We start from the raw sequence: 17,273 nt of genomic DNA on the forward strand, positions 1-17,273 counted from the left end.
CGGGACTGAGATGATCGACAAGTTCAAGGACAACGTACATGAGGCGGTGGCCGATATCCCCGACGGAGCGACGGTTCTGGTCGGCGGGTTTGGCGGCGCAGGGCATCCGACGGAACTCCTGCACGCGTTGCTAGAGCAGGGCGCACGCGACCTGACGATGGTCAGCAACAATGCAGGCAATCACGAAGTCGGTTTGGCGGCGCTGATAAAAGCCGAGCGCGTTCGCAAGATGATCTGTTCGTTTCCGAGGGCCAGCCATTCTTACGTGTTCAACCAGTTCTACGCCGAAGGGCGCATCGAGTTGGAATGTGTTCCGCAGGGTACGATTGCCGAACGCCTGCATGCGGCGGGGGCTGGGCTCGGCGGTTTTTATACGCGTACGGGCTACGGCACCGAACTGGCAGCGGGCAAAGAGGTCCGAGAGATCGACGGTCATGGCTATGTGTTTGAACGCCCATTGCATGCGGACTACGCATTGGTGCTAGCCGAGAAAGGCGACAGGTGGGGCAATCTCATCTACAACAAGACGGCGCGCAATTTCGGCCCGGTGATGTGCCAAGCCGCAAAAACAACCATCGTACAAGTCAAACACAAGGTCGCGCTGGGCGAGCTCGATCCCGAGGCCATTGTGACTCCCGGCATATTCGTGCAGCGAGTGGTGGTCGTCAGCAATCCCCAATTCTCAAGTTGAAAACGCGATGCAAAAACTCACCCGCATTCAGATGGCCGCGCGGCTTGCAAAGGATATCCCTGCCGGTAGTTACGTCAATATCGGCATCGGTCTGCCGGAACTGGTGGCCAACCACCTCGATCCTGCCGACGAGATCTTGCTGCAGAGCGAGAACGGCATGCTTGGCATGGGACCGGCAGCCGCGCCCGACGAAGAGAACCACGAGCTCATCAACGCCGGCAAGCACCCCGTAACGCTGCTCACCGGAGGCGCCTTTTTTGGCCATGTGGACTCGTTTGCCATGATGCGTGGCGGCCATTTGGACTTGTGCATCATGGGTGGCATGCAGGTGTCGCAGACGGGTGACCTGGCAAACTGGTCCCTGGGCCGCAAAGGCGAGCCGCCCGCCGTTGGCGGTGCAATGGATCTGTCCGTTGGCGCGCGAAAAGTGTTCATCCTGATGGAACACAACGCCAAGGACGGCACGCCAAAGCTGGTCGAGAACTGCACACTGCCATTGACAGGCCCCGGTGTGGTGCATCGCGTCTACACGGATCTGGCGATCGTTGATATCACGCCGAAAGGATTTGTCCTGAGAGAGAAGCTCGTAGATATCAGTGATGGCGAGTTGCGAGCGTGTACCGGAGCACCATTGCACTTTCCGGACGATCGTTGAGATGGTGGGCGGGTGATTTCGTTACAGCGAACTCGGGTTCAATCCCGACGGCAAGACCTTCATGTCAACCCGGGCTGATGGGATTCCCGATCCCCCTCATTCTCCACGAGCCACGTGACACCCGCGTTTTTAAATTTCCGCACATATGGCCGCAGCAAGGCGATCAATTCACTATGCAGCGCCTTTACCGTATGTGGGTTACGCGTGAGCATGGGGCTACAAGATATGATCGTTCTGCCTAGCGACGGACTGACTATTGGTGCGCCTACGAGTCGCTGGGCGTCCAGCATCGGGGTGATGGGCATGACCGGCAGGATGGTGTAGCCCACACCCCGTTCAACCAAGTCCAGGATGACGGCAGTACTGTCCGATTCAGCGACTGGATTCAGGTTGACGCCAATGATGGTGCACGCACGGTCGATGGCGTTGCGCAGACTCTTTGCCTCAGGAACCACCATAGGCAGTTTTACGACCTCTGCGAGGTTGACCGGGCTCGATTGCGAAAGCCCGCAACCCGGCAGGCCTACCACGTAGATGGGCTCACGATATACCGGCGAGGTCTGCAGCATCTCCGATTGCAGGTAGTCGCCCATGAGGCAGATGTCCAGCTTGCCGTCCTCGAGGCCATCCTGCAAAAAATCAGAGAATCCCGCAGCGATTCGTACTTTCAGGTCCGGATACTGGCGACGCAGCGAAGTGACCAATGGTCCCGCCAATACGGCGGCCAGACCGGGCAACATCCCGATGGCCACTGATCCCATCAGGTTCTTGGCCGCAGCGCCAATGTCCGCCTTGGCCTGATTCAGCCCTTTGAGAGACACACGTACCTGATCGACAAAGCGGCGGCCCGGGACGGTCAGAACCATCCCCAGGTGGTTTCGGTGGAACAAAGGCGCGCCCAACTCGTCTTCCAACTGTTTCAGCTGCCGAGATAGCGCGGGTTGAACGATGTGCAGCAATTCCGACGCTCTGGTGAGACTGCCCGTCTCCGCAATGGCCAGAATGGTTCGTAGTTGTCTTAAGTCCATCGTCGGCTCACTCCACTGATTGATCTATGCCAAACCGCTATAGCCGCCAGAGAAAGATGTGAATTGTCTCGTAGTTGCGCGGCAAATACCATGGGTCGGGTTGGAGTGCCTTGCCGGCGATAGAACCATGAGACAAGAGATCAAGAACCATGAAAAGAATTTTGGTTGCCAACCGTGGCGAAATTGCCGTTCGGGTTTTTCGCGCCATACGTGACCTAGGCATGCAAAGCGTGGCTGTGTATTCCCGAGATGACTCGAACTCACGGCATCGAATTTTGGCGGATACGGCGGTTGCGCTGAACGGGTCTGGCCCTGCGGCCTATATCGATATCGACGCCATCATCGCCGCAGCAAAAAGTGAGGACTGCGATGCCATTCATCCAGGCTATGGATTTCTGAGCGAGAGATCGGATTTCGCACAAGCCTGTGCCGATGCGGGGATCACCTTCATTGGCCCAGAGGTCGAACAGTTGGCTTTGTTCGGCGACAAGGGGCGCGCCCTGAAACTCGCCCGAGAATGCGAAGTTCCGGTGATGCCGGCGACGCACGGTGGGGCGACGCTCGAAGAGATCATGCAGTTCTTCGACCAACAGGGCGGCGTCGGCATCGTCATCAAGGCGGTTGGCGGGGGTGGCGGCCGCGGCATGCGTGTCGTACAGGATAAATCCGAAATTCCAGAACGCTATGCCCGCTGTCGATCCGAGGCGACGTCCGCATTTGGAGTGGATGCGCTCTATGCGGAACGCCTGGTCAATCGTGCTCGCCACATCGAAGTGCAAATCATCGGCGATGGCGCCAATGTCGTTGCGCTGGGTGAGCGCGATTGCACGCTGCAGCGGCGTTTTCAGAAGGTCGTCGAAATAGCGCCCAGTCCGGTTCTCGACGCCGCGTTGCGCACTGGCATTCTCGCTGCCGCAAAAAAGCTCGCATCGAAAGCGAACTATCGCGGCCTGGGCACATTTGAATTCCTCGTCGAGGAAGACGACCGTGGCGTACAGACAAGTTTCGTTTTCATCGAAGCCAATCCTAGACTGCAAGTCGAGCACACCATCACAGAGCAGGTCACAGGTGTAGATCTGGTGGCAGTGCAAATCGGTATCGCGCAGGGGAAAAGCCTGCAGGCCTTGGGTTTGGATCCTGCGTGCCCTCCGCAGCCGCGAGGGTATGCCATTCAGGCGCGGATCACGACAGAAACGACCGATGCTACCGGCATGGCTCGCCCTGCACACGGGCGGCTTGAGCGGTTTGATCCGCCTACCGGTCCGGACGTGCGAGTCGATACGCACGCCTATAGTGGCTACTCGCCAGCGTCGGCCTTTGACACGCTTTTGGCCAAGTTGGTCGTATCGAGTGCCAACGAGGATTTCTCCAGCGTCGTCAGACGCCTGCGCCGCAGCTTGGGGGAGTTCCGCGTCGTTGGGGTGGCGACGAATATTGAGCTGCTCAGGGCGCTAGTCGAGCGTGATGATTTCCTGCTGCAGCAGAACCATACGCGGCATGTAGAGGCGATTTTGCCGGAACTGCTGACTGCTGCTACTCAGTTAGAACTGGAACAGCAGGCAAAGGATCGGCTCATCGGCGAGGACGCGCATACGCCTGCTGTGTCGTCTGTTTTGAAAGCAATTGCCATTGATGAGCGGATCGATGACCATTTGGTCGCTTGTCGCGCGCCGTTGAGCGGTCGTATTGTCGAGCTGTCGGTTGCCGTGGACGACGTGGTACAGAAAGGCCAACCCATTGCGGTCATCGAAGCGATGAAAATGGAGTATTCCGTTGTTGCCGAGGGCAATGGCCGAGTCGTGGACGTCCGCGCCATTCAGGGAAATCAAGCGGCCGAAAACGAAATTCTGGTGGTGATCGAGCAGGGCCCGGGCGGCGTCGACCTGGACGTCGACGTAAAAACCGTTGACTTGAACGCCGTCCGCCCGGATTTGCAGGCCGTATTTGATCGTCATGCGATTCTGTATGATGAGGCACGCCCTGATGCGGTGGCAAAGCGGCAGTCGAGAGGACAGCGCACCGCCCGTGCAAATATCGCCGATCTGTGCGACGACGGCTCCTTTGTCGAATATGGCGCTTTGGTCATTGCCGCACAGGCCACGCGGCGCACAAAGGAAGACTTGATCGCCAATACGCCTGCCGACGGCATTGTTACGGGTGTTGGCAACATCAATGGCGCTGAATTCGGCTATGACGCCTCGCTGAGCGCCGTGCTGGCCTACGACGCAACGGTCCTGGCAGGCACGCAAGGCAAACGTAATCACATCAAAACAGACAGGCTGGTCGAACGCGCGCATCGCGATGAGATGCCATTGGTGTTGTTCGCGGAGGGCGGCGGCGGCCGTCCGGGAGACGTGGACTTTCCATTCGTGTCCGGGCTGTATCAACCCACCTTTGCGTCTCTGGCGGAATTGAGCGGCGAGGTTCCTCTACTGGGCATCGTGTCGGGTCGATGCTTTGCCGGCAATGCTGCTTTTCTAGGCGTATGTGACGTCATCATTGCGGACAAGTGTTCAAACATCGGCATGGCGGGGCCGGCCATGATTGAGGGCGGGGGGCTGGGTATTTTCAAGCCCGAGGAAGTCGGCCCTGCGCCTGTGCAGTTTGCCAACGGCGTGATCGACATTCTGGTGGAAAACGAAGCCGAGGCCGTCGCGGTGGCAAAGCGCTACCTCTCGATGTTTCAGGGACGCACGACAACCTGGTCGGCGCCCAATCCGCTCGAACTGCGGCATATGGTCCCGGAGAATCGCCTGCGTGTCTACGATAGCCGCAAGGTCATCGAAGGCATCGCGGATGTGGGCAGCGTACTGATGTTGCGCTCTGGATTCGGGCATGGGCTGCACACGGCTTTGGCTCGGGTCGAGGGCCAATCGGTCGGCATCATCGCCAATAACCCGCACCATTTGGGCGGCGCCATCGACGCTGATGCGGCGGACAAGGCAGCGCGCTTTATGACGCTGTGTGACGTTCACGGGTTGCCGATCATTTCCCTGATCGATACCCCGGGATTCATGGTCGGCCCTGACGAGGAGGCAAAGGCGCAGGTTCGCCATGTGTCCCGGATGTTTGTGGTGGCTGCCAAATTGCGCGTCGCGCTGCTGGCGATTGCGCTGCGTAAAGGCTATGGTCTGGGCGCCATGGCAATGGCGGGGGGGAGTTTTCGCTCTGCAAGTTGTGCGGTGTCGTGGCCGACAGGAGAGTTCGGCCCTATGGGGCTGGAGGGCTCGATCAGGTTGGGTTTTAAAAAGGAACTCGAGAATGTTCCGCCAGGGCCCGAGCGCCAAGCACTTTACGACCAATTGGTAGCGCGCGCATACGAGCGTGGCCATGCCATCAACGTCGCTTCTACGACCGAAATCGACGCAGTCATCGATCCGGCCGAAACTCGCACCTGGATTCGTCAGGGGATCGCGTCCGCAGCGCTGCGTGCGGGCCGGGCACGTCGCTCCTTTGTCGATACATGGTGAGCATAAAAATTACTGAGGAACCGACCGTGATGAAGCACGACTCTACGGACCAGCTTGCCCTCGCTGGACTGCGCGTCCTCGAAGTAGGTACCGGAGCGGCACTGGCTTATGCGGGCAAACTCTTCGCCGACTTTGGCGCTGAAGTAATCAAATTGGAGGACCCCGCTGCGGAAGAACTTCGACTTGTTCCGCCGTTGTTGAGTTCTCCTGGCTCGGCGCAGCAAAGCGCGCTGAACGCCTGGCTCAACGCAAATAAACGCAGCGTTACCTTGAACAATAGCAGCTTCGAAGAGCACGCATGGCTATCACGTCTGGCGAGAACGTGTGACGTGATTCTTGATGCCAGAGCGTTGAGCGCAGGCGTTGACGTACTGAGCCGGCCGGTTTGCGGCACTGGTGAGGCTGCCGACGAGTCAAACGCTCCCATTGAGGTGTGTTTGACCTGGTTTGGGGAAAGCGGGCCCTATCGCAATTTCGTGGGAACGACGGCTGTATGCCGTGCCTTGAGCGGCGCCGTCTACACCAGCGGGGCGGTGGAAGGTCCGCCGCATTTGCCGCATGACATTCAAACCGGCATTGTCGCCGGCCTGGCCGCGTTTTCGAGTGTGATGTCAGCACTGATCGGAGCGTCCGACGGGACTCGCCGGTATGTGCTCAGTATTCACGAGCTGACGTTCTCGGTGGTGGAAATGGAAGCAGGCATGGTGCAAGACGGGCGTCACCCCAAAGCCCGTCTGGGTGTGAACCGATTCTGCACGACCCACCCGGGGGGCATCTACCAGACCAAGCAGGGCTGGATCGGGATTTTCGCGCATACGGCTCCTCAATGGACGGCGCTATGCTCGGCGATCGGCCATCCGGAACACGCCAATGACGCTCGTTTCGTCAATGGCCCGACGCGTATTCAACATGCCGACGAGATCGACGCATTTTTGATTCCAGCGCTGCTGACCAAGACTGCGCAGGAATGGTTTGAGCAATTGGCACGCGAAAAATTCCCCGCCGTGCTGGTGCCGACCATGAAGGAATTGCTTGAACAGAGAGTCCATCGGGAACGCGGCGCGTTTGTTCCGGTTCAATTCGGATCGAGCCGATTCGAGGGCGTGGTCGTTCCGCTGCCGCTTGGCGATGCGGGGCCTTTGCCTGGCGGGGCTGCTCCGGCAATGGGGGCAGATAACGCCTTTTATCGCACTGAGCAGGCGTTGCGCCCCAGATCACGCCGCGCACGCGCACCGGTGGCTGTGGCACCGCTGCGGCAGATTCGTGTGATTGACCTGACGATGGGTTGGGCAGGTCCGCTGGCAGCGCGCACGCTTGCCGACTTTGGCGCCGAAGTCATCAAGGTCGAGGCAACGCAATATCCAGATTGGTGGAGAGGCACCCACTATACCGAGGAGTTTTATCGCGATCGGTTGTACGAAAAAAATTCGAACTTCGCGTTGATGAACCGCAACAAGCTCGGCATTACGCTTGATTTGACCCGGCAGGAGGGGCGCTCGGTTTTACTCGATCTGGTAAAAAGCGCCGACATTGTCATCGAGAACTATTCAACCGAAGTGCTTCCAAAATTGGGCTTGGACTACGCAGCCTTGTCTCGGGTAAACGATCGGCTGGTGATGATTTCCATGCCGGCATTCGGCGGCGGCAACGAATGGAGCACCACCAGGGCTTATGGCGGCACGCTTGAGCAGGCTAGTGGCTTGCCCCATCACACCGGATTTCCTCAGAACCCGCCGTCACTGACATCCTATGCTTATGGAGACCCTGTCGGGGGATGGAATGGAGGCGCCGCTGCGTTGGTATCGCTGCTGGTACAGGCGCGCACGGGGAAAGGGCGGCACGTCAATCTGTCGCAGGTCGAATGCATGCTCTCGATGGTCGCACCGTTCCTCATCGAGCAGTCGGTATGCGGCCATACTACCGCTCGTAACGGGAACGCGCATCCTGTTTTCGCCCCGCATGGCATATATCAATGCGCAGGCGACGACGATTGGGTGGTTGTGAGCGTGATCAACGATACGCAATGGCGCACGCTGACCGACTTGATACAGGCACCGCAATTGGCACAGGATCCATCGTTGAGTCATGCCCTAGGCCGCCACGCCCGGCGACAAGAGATCGATAGCCAGATCAGCAAGTGGACCACGCAACGGTCGGCAGAAGAGGCTATGTACGTGTTGCAGACCGCCGGTATCAGTGCCGGCGTCGTAAAGCCCGTGTGGGAGATCCTGGAGGATCCACATCTGAATCAGCGGGGGTTCTTCAAAGAGATTCCGCGCGCATATCTGGGGCAATACCTGACCACCACACCGTGGTTCAGAGAAACAGCAGCGCCCACGGAAGTCATTCGTGCGGCACCCACGCTGGGGGAGCACAGCCGAGAGGTTTTCTCGCGAGTGCTCGGACTGACTCAAGCGCAGCAGCAGGCACTTGAGGCGGGCGGCATAACAGGAACCGCCGCAACGAAGAAAGCAGCTTAGATAACAAGCCCGGTATTTTCGGCTTGGAAGTTGTCAAACTATTCGGAGACAAAAAAATGACTATATTCAAATCGCGTAGAGACTTTCTCATAGCATGCGCCGGTATCGCAGGCGGTGCCGGGCTCGGGCTGGGGCCGAGCGCGGTGTTCGCGCAAGACCCCAAGTGGCCTGCCAAACCTATTCGAATCGTCGTACCGTTTCCGGCGGGATCCATTACCGATGCGATGGCTCGCTTGTTGGCGGACGACCTTTCGAAAACATTGGGACAGCCAGTAATTGTAGAGAACAAAGGTGGCGCCAATGGTTCAATCGGAGCCGCCGAGGTCGCGCGTTCAGCGCCGGATGGGTACACCTTGCTGGCCACCAACAGTAGCAGTATTACCGTGAATCCATTGGTCTACAAGAATTCGCCCTATAAGTCGACGGACTTTGCACCGATCGCGTTGGTGCTGGACGCTCCATTCATCGTGAACGTCAATGCCGATTGGGCAAAGAAGCACTCGATCAACTCACTCAAAGATTTGACGGCCTTTGCCAAGAGCCATCCGTCTGAGCTCACTTACGGCTCGGGCGGTATGGGGAATCTGGCGCATTTGGCGTATGCGATGTTGAGCAACGAAGTGGGGTTCAAGGCTACGCATGTGCCCTACAAGGCCGGGTCACAGGCCAGCACAGCTGCGATGTCTGGGGAGGTCAACACGCTGTTTGACACGCTGACGAGTATTCCGCAGGTCAAAGCCGGAAAGCTCAAGGCACTGGCAGTGACGTCACAGCAACGGCTTGCCCAGCTGCCTGATGTCCCTACCATCGCCGAAGCGGGATTCCCGAATATCGCTGTGACGTTCTGGTTGGGATTGCTAGCACCCGCAAAAACCCCACCGGAAATTATTGAAAAACTGTACGAGCACGCCAAGCAGGCTATGTCGGTGCCGGCAGCGAACAAGGCGTTGAGCGCACAGGGAACCATTGCCATGGTTGGTCCGAACGATTTTGCCAAACGTATTGCGAACGAGACCAAGCAACTGGCTGAAGTCGTCAAACGAGAGAAAATTACTCTCGATTGACTAACTGAGCCCGCGATCGCGCGCTATTTGGCTTATTGCAAGGAGGATTTTGCAATCAAGTCCTCGTACACCGCAGGGGCATCCGTAAACCCCTGCTGCTGGAGCTTTTTGACATAGGCGTCGGACACGGGCTGAAGGCCCGACTTCCAACGCTGCAACGTCGCAGTGTCCGGCCGCACTATCTCCTGTCCAGGTCCGTGCGCGCCCTCGTAGTAGGGCTTATCCCATTTATCCCACAGCAGGCCTAACTGCGCGACGAGTGTATCGCCAGATAAGCGATCTATGGCTGTGCGAACATCGGCAGGCAAAGAATCGAACCTGGCTTTGTTCATCACGATAAAGAACGCCGATGCATAAAATGGCACAGCGGTGTGTTGCTTCATCTCATCATTGAAGCCGGGAATGGGCGTGCCCCAATTGGTGATAATGCCGTCGAGCTGGTTCGCTCTCAATGCAGGTATGATCTCGTCGGGCTGCAGTAGTTTCGGCTGTGCACCGACATACTCGAGCGTGGTCGCAACGGTGGCGTTTGGCACCCGCAAACGCAAACCCTTTAAATCGCCTAGTTCGACGACTCGCGTCTGTTTTGTGTGTACCAGTCCGGGATTTTGCACGAACAACGCCAACACCTTGAACTCTTTGTATTCATCTGCGATCACGTTATTCTTATAAAGCGCCCATAACGCCTCAGAGCCGCGCTTTGCATCAGAAACCACAAATGGCAGCTCGATAATCGAGCTTCGCATAAAACGTTCACCTTCTGCGCCGCGCAGCCCAAGCGCGATATCGACTGTGCCTGCTTTGACCTGGCTCGCCTGATTTCGCACATTTCCTAATGGCGAACTTGAATTGAGCACTTCGACCGCCACCTTGCCACCAGTCTGCCGCTCGAGTTCGCGCGCCCAAGGTTCGACCAAATCAACTTGAAAGAAGCTTTTTGGACCTAGAAAGTGCGACATCTTTAGATGTATGGCCAGTGGCTCTTGGCTTTCCGTCTTCTGAGCGTGTACCAGCAAAGGTTGACAGGCCAATATTGCAATAGCGACGAGCTTAGTGAGCAGATGTCTACGATGCATAGCGTCCTCCCGGATATGCCGATGTGGCCTGGGCGATGAGATGTCTGCGAATCTTAGTTTAAGTCTGAACTAATATTTATCATCGCTTACCCGTACTTGAGAAAAATCCGCCAGATGTCGCCTGGAGCCAGGGCTATCAACCCTGGGCTGGTGGACGCCGCGATGGCGAAGCAGGAGGGGGATGTCCCCAAGCTAATAGCGGGCCGGCGCCTGTCACTTACTCGACCATCTGACCTAACTGACCGTCTAATAATTGCTGGTAATGCACCGACGGCAGTTCAATCAACGGTTTGCGATACTGACTCCATAACCGGCGGTCTTCGGCCGTGTGGAAAATCTGTTTTTCCGGCATGGCAGGCCACGAGGGGACCTCGAACCACAGTCGCAGCAGATGGCGGCGATCGGCCAGTTCTTTGGCGTCCTGGTAGTCGGTGCGGCCGTGAACCATCATGCGATTGTTCAGGAACTGGATATCTCCTTCTTTGAATCCCATGTCCAGATATAGCTCGGGCGACGCCGATACTTTGCGCACGCGGTATAGGGCCTCGGATTCCTCGGGCGTATAGTTGCATTGCCCGCTCTTTTCGGCCAGGCGGGCATATCCCGTGGGCAGATAGCAGGTGACCTCGCCGTTTTCTTCGTAAAAGAACGGCACGCGGTCTGGGCTGTACGTGCGGGTGGCGCGGCGGCCGTCTTCGTCGGTGCGTTTCAGGTACAAGCCGCGCGCCAGGATCTCCAACAGTTGCGGATATTCGCGGGCCATGGTGTTGTGCACCGCCAGGGCGCTGCTGATACGGCTTTCACCGCCCGATATCGCGGACTTCAGGCACATCAGGCCGATAATGTCGCAAGAATCGGTGTGCATGAGTTGGCCGCCGCCTTTGCGATAGCCGCGCGACTTGGGTTCATAGTCGCTGACGTCCATGACGTGGCCCAGTATGTCACCCAGATAGGATTGCGTCATCGGTTTGCCCAGATACGATCCCAGGCCAAAATAGATGCGCGTCATGTCGTCATCCGAATAGGCCTGGCGATTCAACCCTCGCAGCATCAGGAACCCGCGGCCATGACGAAGACGCTCGGGCAACGCGCGCATCAGGTCGCCCACCTTGTCCAACGGAAACGTCTCCGGCGTGATGTTCGGAAAATCCAGATTGCCCTGCGTCAGCAGATGCTTTAGCGCCAGGTCGATCTCGCGTTGTTCGTTATCGCTCAGGATATGCAGGCCTTCTTTCATCCAGTCGATATCGGGGCCGTTCCAGGCACCCAGCGTGTCGATCTGTGTTCCGATTTTGCTCATGATTGGGGTCTCCTTCGATGTCAGTATGCGGTGCGGGTAGATGCGGTCAGGCTGTCTGGGGTAGGGCGGACGCGGATGGTACGGAGGCTTCGGTTTTATTGGCGGTTGATGTTTCCCCAAAGATCACGCCCTGGTCGAACAGAGGCTGCAAATCGGTGCCGCCCAACAACTCTGTTAAACATTCTGCGGTGTGCTGACCCTTGCGAGGTGCGGGTCTGCGTAATGCGCCCGGGGTGGTAGACAGCCGTGGCACGACGTTATGCATGGGCATGTAGTCCATGTCGGGGTCTTCTACGTCGATCAGGCTTTCGCGTGCGATCACATAGTCGTCGTGCAGCAGGTGGGACGCGTCGTAGATTGGCCCTACGGTGACTTCTGCGGCTTCGAAAATTTGCAGGTTCTCCGCCAGTGAGCGTTGGGCCACGAACTCGGACACGACAGCATCTACGTCCTGCACGTGTTCCAATCGCGCCACGTTCGTGCTGTAGCGCGGATCCGCATTCATGTCGGCACGCCCGATGGCGCAGAACAGGCGGGCTGCCATGGTCTGCGTCGACGTGGATACGCACACCCATTGGCCGTCTGCTGTCTTGTAGGTGTTGCGTGGTGCCGTGGTGCTGGACCGGCTGCCGGTGCGAGCCTTGACCTTGCCGGTAATGCGGTAGCTTGCAGCCTGCGGACCCAGTATGGAAATCATGGGTTCGAACAAAGACAGGTCGATGTCCTGTCCCTGCCCGCCGTTGATACGGACTTCCCATAATGCGGTCATGGTGGCGCTGGCGCCATATAGTCCGGCAGTCATGTCACCTAGAAACATGGGCGGCAGCACGGGCTCGCGATCCTGGAATCCGTTCATGGCCGCAAAACCGGAATACCCCTCGACCAGCGTGCCAAAGCCAGGGCGGCGTTTGTATGGACCCGATTGGCCCCAGCCAGAAATACGCACAACCACCAGTTTCGGATTAGTTTGGCGCAGCGTATCCGGCGCCAAACCCATTTGCTCCAACACGCCGGGACGAAAGCTTTCGACCAGTACGTCGGCGTGGTCGATCATTTTTCGCAGCAGGCCGATGGCGCGTTCGTGGCGGAAATCCAGGCACACACTGCGCTTGTTGCGGCAATAGACCTTCCAGAACGTTTCGACATCACGAGTCTTGAATGCGCGCAGCGTGTCGCCATTGCGGGGTTCCACCTTGATGACATCGGCGCCGAAATCGGCCAGTTGCAATGTCAGCATATTGCCCGCCACTAACCGTGACAGGTCGATGACGCGCAGACCACGCAGTGGACCGTGAGAATTCGCCGAGTACGACGTGCGTTTCAGACTATTGGCAGCAGGTGTTTTCTTGTCCATGATTTTGAGTTTATCAACAAAATAGACATGATGTCTATTTTTGAAAATATATAATTTGAGGCGTTTTTGCCGATCAGCGAACCTTAGAAATCCAGGAGTCCTTTATGCCGAAAGCCGCCGACTCGGGCGTGGCGTCAGTCAATCGAGCCCTTTCCATCCTGATGGCCTTTCAGGAAAGCGTCGAAGGCATGACCCTGACTGATTTGATGAATGCAACGGGCATGTATCACAGCACCATCCTGCGGCTGTGCGAATCGCTGGAGCAATTCGGCTTTATCAAACGCCTGGAGGACGGCCGCTACATGTTGGGGCCTACCCCGTTCTATTTGGGCATGCTGTATCAGGAGTCCTTCCGATTGTGGGATTACGCCGCGCCGGTATTGCGCGACCTGATACGCCAAACCAAGGAAACCGCAGCCATCTATATCCGCGAAGGCGATGAACGCATCTGCTTGCATCGCATGGTGCAACCGCGATCGGTGCGTATGCACGTACGCGAAGGCGATCGCGTCGATCTGGATAAAGGCGCCGCGGGCAAAGTGCTATTAGCGTTCGACGGTAAAAAGGGCGCTGTCTATGACGGCATTCGTAAAGCCGGGTATGCGATTTCGTTGGCGGAACGCGAAACGGAAAGCGCGGCGATTTCATGTCCCATCTTTGGGCCGGGGCAACGGTTGATCTGCGCCCTGTCGTTGGGCATGCCACTGTATCGCTTCAACAAATCCGTGTTCGAGAACTATCTGCCTATCGTGATGGAAGCCGGCGCGAAACTGACGCGTGATTTGGGAGGCGACACTGCGTTGTACGCGCCGCCCTATGCCAAGCTGGAAGGCGTAAAACTGCCGACGTAATAAATAGAGGGCAGTCCCGGCCGGTCAGCGTAGGCTGTCCGGTCTCGGCACCATGGTGGCGTACACCCATCCCACTATTTGCTCGCAACGATGTGCCGTTCAGATGCCAGCGTTTGCCACTTCGACAATTCTGTCTGCACATATTTTGCCGCGTCAGCGCTGTTCATATCTGAGGGTTCAGTGGCTTCGCGAGCGAACAACTCACGCATATCAGGCTCGGCACTGACCTTGCGTATGGCGGCATTCAGGCGATTCACGTAATCGGCCGGGGTACCCGCGGGCGCATAGACGCCCCACCATACATCGACGGAATAGCCTGGCACGGTTTCCGCGATAGTGGGTACGTCGGGAAAGAATTTCGAACGCGTGGTCGACGTGGTCGCCAGTACGCGTATGTCCTTGGCCTGCAAGGGACCGCTGACTGATGCGGGCGTGGTGATCATGGATTCCAGCCGGCCGCCTATCATGTCCGTCACGGCGTTCGAGATGCCTTTATAGGGCACATGGACCATATCTGTGCCTGTTTGTTGGCTCAGCAATTCCGAGCTCATTTGCCCGATGGATCCGATGCCGGCCGAGCCATAGTTCAGCTTGCCTTGCTGAGATTTGGCATCATCGATCAACTGTGCCACGCTGGTATACGACGTGGACTTGCTCACCACGAGCACCATGGCGCCGCGCGCCACCACGGCAATAGGCGTGAACGACTTTATCGCGTCATACGGCAGCTTTTCCTGCGTGGCTGCGTTCGTCACGAATGACACCGAACTGAACAACAGCGTGCTGCCATCCGGTTTTGCCCGTGCCACTTCGGACGAGCCAATCACACCGCCCGCGCCCGGCTTGTTCTCGACGATGACGTTTGTGCCTAGTTCCTTTGATAGCTTGGCGCCTAGCGCGCGGCCGAACATATCGTTGCTGGCGCCGGGTGAGAACGGCACGATCACCTTGATCAGATCGGGCAGGGGAGCTTCGGCGCGCGACGGCGCCGAGAGCAGACAGAGCGCACTGGTCATCAGCGCGCCGGCCAGGCGGGGAAGGGGTTTCATCGTTGTCTCCATTTTTAGACATAATGTCTATTATTGAAAAAGTATAGGCATATGTCGCGAGCCTGTCGAGCACGGGAATGCGGCGTTGGGTGACGCACAGGCGTGTTCGGGCCCACGTTTTCTCTATGAAGACGTGATGTTTTCTAGGGGTTTTCCTGTGGTGGGGAGGGGTAGGTATTGCGAATGTCTACCCAACCGACTTACGCCATTGCCCGGGTGATTGCCCCGTGTGTGCTTTAAAGGCGCGTGATAAGGCGACCTCGCTGCCATAGCCGACGTCGGCGGCGATGAGTTTGAGCGGTTGGCCTTGGCGTAATGCGCGTTGAGCCAGGCCGATGCGCCAGCTCTGTAGATACTGACCCGCCGTGATGCCCACCACCTCACGAAACGCCGTAGCGAACGCACTGCGTGACATGCCGGCGGTGCTGGCTAGATCCTCTAGCGACCATTCCCTGGACGGATGCTCATGCATGGCCACCATTGGGATGCGCAGGCGGGCATGCGCCAGTCCAGCCAGCATGCCGCTTTGCATCTGATTGCTCTCCATCAGTTGCCGCAGGATTTGGATGATCACTACCTCGAAGAGCCGATTTACCACGGCATGCCTGCCGCAGCGTTGCTCGAATGCTTCGTCGAACAGTATTCGCAGCACGTCGGTCGCGCCGGCAATTGAATCCAGTGGCAGACAGATGAAAGGCGGAAGGGCCGCACTGATTGGGTTGTGCAAACCCCCTTCGAAGCGCAAGTTGGCGCACACCATGTCCGCGCCCTCCACAGCGTCCGTGATAAATCGATGCGCCATCGGACGTGGATACAGCAGGAGGCTGGGTGTTTCGACGGTCAGCGAGGTATCGTCGTGAATCACCTCGGCCGGGCCGCGCCGTATCAGGTGCAATTGACCCAAGCCATCTTGTGCTTCCAATAGGTTGTGGCCGCATAGGGTCCCGGCGTGAAACACCTGCGCGTTAATGGCGAAGCGCTGCAACAGTTCCGCGAGTCTATCTGTCATTTTGTACTTTAAGTTAATTTTTTCGGATTTTATATCACCAATCGTCGTTTTTGGTCGAGCAGAATGTCGTTAAGCCACTCCGGCCCCTAACGAATGACTACGACGAGGTTGATCATGAACACCCTATCCAAAACTGTTGCGACGACATTGCTGGCTGCTGCTGTACAGGCCGGTGCGCCGGTTCAAGCTGCTCCGACGGAAGACGCGGTCCGCGTGACCAACGTCACTAAGAGCGGCAACTACATCACGACGCGCGATGGCGTACAGATTTACTTCAAGGACTGGGGCCCTAAAGACGGCCCCGTAGTGGCCTTCAGCCACGGTTGGCCACTGAGTTCGGACAGCTGGGAATCGCAAATGATTTTCCTGGCGTCTCAAGGTTATCGTGTGGTGGCGCATGATCGCCGGGGTCATGGTCGCTCCAGTCAACCCTGGGAGGGTAACGATATGGATCACTATGCCGACGATCTGGCCGCTGTGATTCAAGCCCTGGACCTGAAAGACGTCACGTTAGTGGGCTTTTCCACGGGAGGCGGTGAAGTGGCCCGCTATATCGGCCGCCACGGAACCAGCCGCGTCAAGAAGGCCGTACTCGTCAGCGCGGTGCCCCCACTGATGCTCAAGACCGCCGATAATCCCGGCGGCCTGCCTATCGAGGTTTTCGACGGCCTGCGCAAGGCATCGCTGGAGAACCGCTCGCAGCTATATCTGGACATCGCTTCAGGCCCGTTCTTCGGTTTCAATCGTCCTGGTGCCAAGTCCAGCCAAGGATTGATCCAAGCCTTCTGGGTGCAGGGTATGCAGGCCGGCCACAAGAACACGTATGACTCTATCGCTGCATTCTCGGCGACTGACTTCCGGGCAGATCTGCAGAAGTTTGACGTTCCCACCTTGGTGATCCATGGCGACGACGACCAAATCGTCCCGATTGATGCCGCGGGCAAGGCGTCCGCTGCGCAGATCAAGGACGCCAAGTTGATCGTTTATCACGGTGCTCCTCACGGCCTGACAGATACGCACAAGGACCGTTTGAACCAGGATTTACTCGAGTTCTTGCGCGACTGATCTTGGTTACGCAATGCTCTTATCGAATCGGCCAATCGCACAGGATTGGCCGATTTTTCCCACGTCACTTCAACGCTTTACTTCAACTTGATCGCACTCACATCCGCCGTCAGGTATCCGACATAAGCGCCATTCCACATCGTTGCTGGCGCCAGGCGAAAACGGCACGATCCGCTTGATT

The 17,273-nt window shown here is 57.7% G+C and carries 13 protein-coding genes; 7 read left to right on the forward strand and 6 right to left on the reverse strand.

What is annotated here, in order from left to right; translation table 11 throughout:
- Positions 1 to 10 precede the first annotated feature (10 nt).
- A complete protein-coding gene (locus ACNA0J_RS06090; protein ID WP_415817436.1) occupies positions 11 to 691 on the forward strand; it encodes a 3-oxoacid CoA-transferase subunit A in 681 nt (226 codons plus the stop codon).
- 7 nt (positions 692 to 698) lie between these two features.
- Positions 699 to 1,346: a 3-oxoacid CoA-transferase subunit B gene (locus tag ACNA0J_RS06095; protein ID WP_415817438.1), complete on the forward strand. Its 648-nt coding sequence runs from the start codon at positions 699 to 701 to the stop codon at positions 1,344 to 1,346.
- Between the two features lie 59 nt (positions 1,347 to 1,405).
- On the opposite strand, the gene ACNA0J_RS06100 is transcribed toward ACNA0J_RS06095, so the two are convergent.
- The gene (locus ACNA0J_RS06100) at positions 1,406 to 2,374 is read right to left on the reverse strand and encodes a LysR family transcriptional regulator (protein WP_415817440.1); all 969 of its coding nucleotides are present in this window, start codon (positions 2,372 to 2,374) and stop codon (positions 1,406 to 1,408) included.
- Between the two features lie 149 nt (positions 2,375 to 2,523).
- Here ACNA0J_RS06100 and ACNA0J_RS06105 point away from each other — a divergent pair, with 149 nt between their 5' ends.
- The 3 genes from ACNA0J_RS06105 to ACNA0J_RS06115 are packed head-to-tail and all read left to right on the forward strand — an operon-like array spanning position 2,524 to position 9,388.
- A complete protein-coding gene (locus ACNA0J_RS06105) occupies positions 2,524 to 5,844 on the forward strand; it encodes an acetyl-CoA carboxylase family protein (RefSeq protein WP_415817442.1) in 3,321 nt (1,106 codons plus the stop codon).
- 29 nt (positions 5,845 to 5,873) lie between these two features.
- Positions 5,874 to 8,324: a CaiB/BaiF CoA-transferase family protein gene (locus ACNA0J_RS06110; RefSeq protein WP_415817444.1), complete on the forward strand. Its 2,451-nt coding sequence runs from the start codon at positions 5,874 to 5,876 to the stop codon at positions 8,322 to 8,324.
- A gap of 56 nt (positions 8,325 to 8,380) precedes the next feature.
- Positions 8,381 to 9,388, forward strand: a complete 1,008-nt coding sequence (locus ACNA0J_RS06115) for a tripartite tricarboxylate transporter substrate binding protein (protein WP_415817446.1) — start codon at positions 8,381 to 8,383, stop codon at positions 9,386 to 9,388.
- Between the two features lie 32 nt (positions 9,389 to 9,420).
- Here ACNA0J_RS06115 and ACNA0J_RS06120 read toward each other — a convergent pair whose 3' ends face one another.
- From ACNA0J_RS06120 to ACNA0J_RS06130, 3 genes are all read right to left on the reverse strand, one after another.
- Positions 9,421 to 10,464 carry a TRAP transporter substrate-binding protein gene (locus ACNA0J_RS06120; protein WP_415817448.1) on the reverse strand — a complete coding sequence of 348 codons (1,044 nt, stop codon included), beginning with the start codon at positions 10,462 to 10,464 and terminating at the stop codon, positions 9,421 to 9,423.
- A gap of 217 nt (positions 10,465 to 10,681) precedes the next feature.
- Positions 10,682 to 11,764 (reverse strand): TauD/TfdA family dioxygenase, encoded by a 1,083-nt coding sequence (locus ACNA0J_RS06125; protein ID WP_415817450.1) that lies wholly within the window; start codon positions 11,762 to 11,764, stop codon positions 10,682 to 10,684.
- A 46-nt stretch (positions 11,765 to 11,810) separates the two neighbouring features.
- Complete coding sequence (locus ACNA0J_RS06130; RefSeq protein ID WP_415817452.1) at positions 11,811 to 13,118, reverse strand: CaiB/BaiF CoA transferase family protein; 1,308 nt, start codon at positions 13,116 to 13,118, stop codon at positions 11,811 to 11,813.
- A 104-nt stretch (positions 13,119 to 13,222) separates the two neighbouring features.
- Here ACNA0J_RS06130 and ACNA0J_RS06135 point away from each other — a divergent pair, with 104 nt between their 5' ends.
- A complete protein-coding gene (locus tag ACNA0J_RS06135) occupies positions 13,223 to 13,969 on the forward strand; it encodes an IclR family transcriptional regulator (protein WP_415817454.1) in 747 nt (248 codons plus the stop codon).
- A 74-nt stretch (positions 13,970 to 14,043) separates the two neighbouring features.
- On the opposite strand, the gene ACNA0J_RS06140 is transcribed toward ACNA0J_RS06135, so the two are convergent.
- Together ACNA0J_RS06140 and ACNA0J_RS06145 are read right to left on the reverse strand one after the other, a co-directional pair.
- Positions 14,044 to 15,018: a Bug family tripartite tricarboxylate transporter substrate binding protein gene (locus tag ACNA0J_RS06140; RefSeq protein WP_415817456.1), complete on the reverse strand. Its 975-nt coding sequence runs from the start codon at positions 15,016 to 15,018 to the stop codon at positions 14,044 to 14,046.
- A 187-nt stretch (positions 15,019 to 15,205) separates the two neighbouring features.
- A complete protein-coding gene (locus tag ACNA0J_RS06145) occupies positions 15,206 to 16,027 on the reverse strand; it encodes an AraC family transcriptional regulator (protein ID WP_415817458.1) in 822 nt (273 codons plus the stop codon).
- 114 nt (positions 16,028 to 16,141) lie between these two features.
- Between ACNA0J_RS06145 and ACNA0J_RS06150 the strand changes: the two genes are divergently transcribed.
- Positions 16,142 to 17,092 (forward strand): alpha/beta fold hydrolase, encoded by a 951-nt coding sequence (locus tag ACNA0J_RS06150; RefSeq protein WP_415817460.1) that lies wholly within the window; start codon positions 16,142 to 16,144, stop codon positions 17,090 to 17,092.
- Positions 17,093 to 17,273 lie beyond the last annotated feature (181 nt).

The organism is Bordetella tumbae, assembly GCF_965139195.1.
Taxonomy (GTDB): domain Bacteria; phylum Pseudomonadota; class Gammaproteobacteria; order Burkholderiales; family Burkholderiaceae_B; genus Bordetella_A; species Bordetella_A tumbae.

Coding starts and splice junctions, on each gene's coding strand:
- ACNA0J_RS06105 (WP_415817442.1), top strand. CDS start 2,524: ATGAAAAGAATTTTGGTTGCCAACCGTGGCGAAATTGCCGTTCGGGTT.
- ACNA0J_RS06110 (WP_415817444.1), top strand. CDS start 5,874: ATGAAGCACGACTCTACGGACCAGCTTGCCCTCGCTGGACTGCGCGTC.
- ACNA0J_RS06140 (WP_415817456.1), bottom strand. CDS start 15,018: ATGAAACCCCTTCCCCGCCTGGCCGGCGCGCTGATGACCAGTGCGCTC.
- ACNA0J_RS06125 (WP_415817450.1), bottom strand. CDS start 11,764: ATGAGCAAAATCGGAACACAGATCGACACGCTGGGTGCCTGGAACGGC.
- ACNA0J_RS06090 (WP_415817436.1), top strand. CDS start 11: ATGATCGACAAGTTCAAGGACAACGTACATGAGGCGGTGGCCGATATC.
- ACNA0J_RS06135 (WP_415817454.1), top strand. CDS start 13,223: ATGCCGAAAGCCGCCGACTCGGGCGTGGCGTCAGTCAATCGAGCCCTT.
- ACNA0J_RS06095 (WP_415817438.1), top strand. CDS start 699: ATGCAAAAACTCACCCGCATTCAGATGGCCGCGCGGCTTGCAAAGGAT.
- ACNA0J_RS06145 (WP_415817458.1), bottom strand. CDS start 16,027: ATGACAGATAGACTCGCGGAACTGTTGCAGCGCTTCGCCATTAACGCG.
- ACNA0J_RS06150 (WP_415817460.1), top strand. CDS start 16,142: ATGAACACCCTATCCAAAACTGTTGCGACGACATTGCTGGCTGCTGCT.
- ACNA0J_RS06100 (WP_415817440.1), bottom strand. CDS start 2,374: ATGGACTTAAGACAACTACGAACCATTCTGGCCATTGCGGAGACGGGC.
- ACNA0J_RS06120 (WP_415817448.1), bottom strand. CDS start 10,464: ATGCATCGTAGACATCTGCTCACTAAGCTCGTCGCTATTGCAATATTG.
- ACNA0J_RS06115 (WP_415817446.1), top strand. CDS start 8,381: ATGACTATATTCAAATCGCGTAGAGACTTTCTCATAGCATGCGCCGGT.
- ACNA0J_RS06130 (WP_415817452.1), bottom strand. CDS start 13,118: ATGGACAAGAAAACACCTGCTGCCAATAGTCTGAAACGCACGTCGTAC.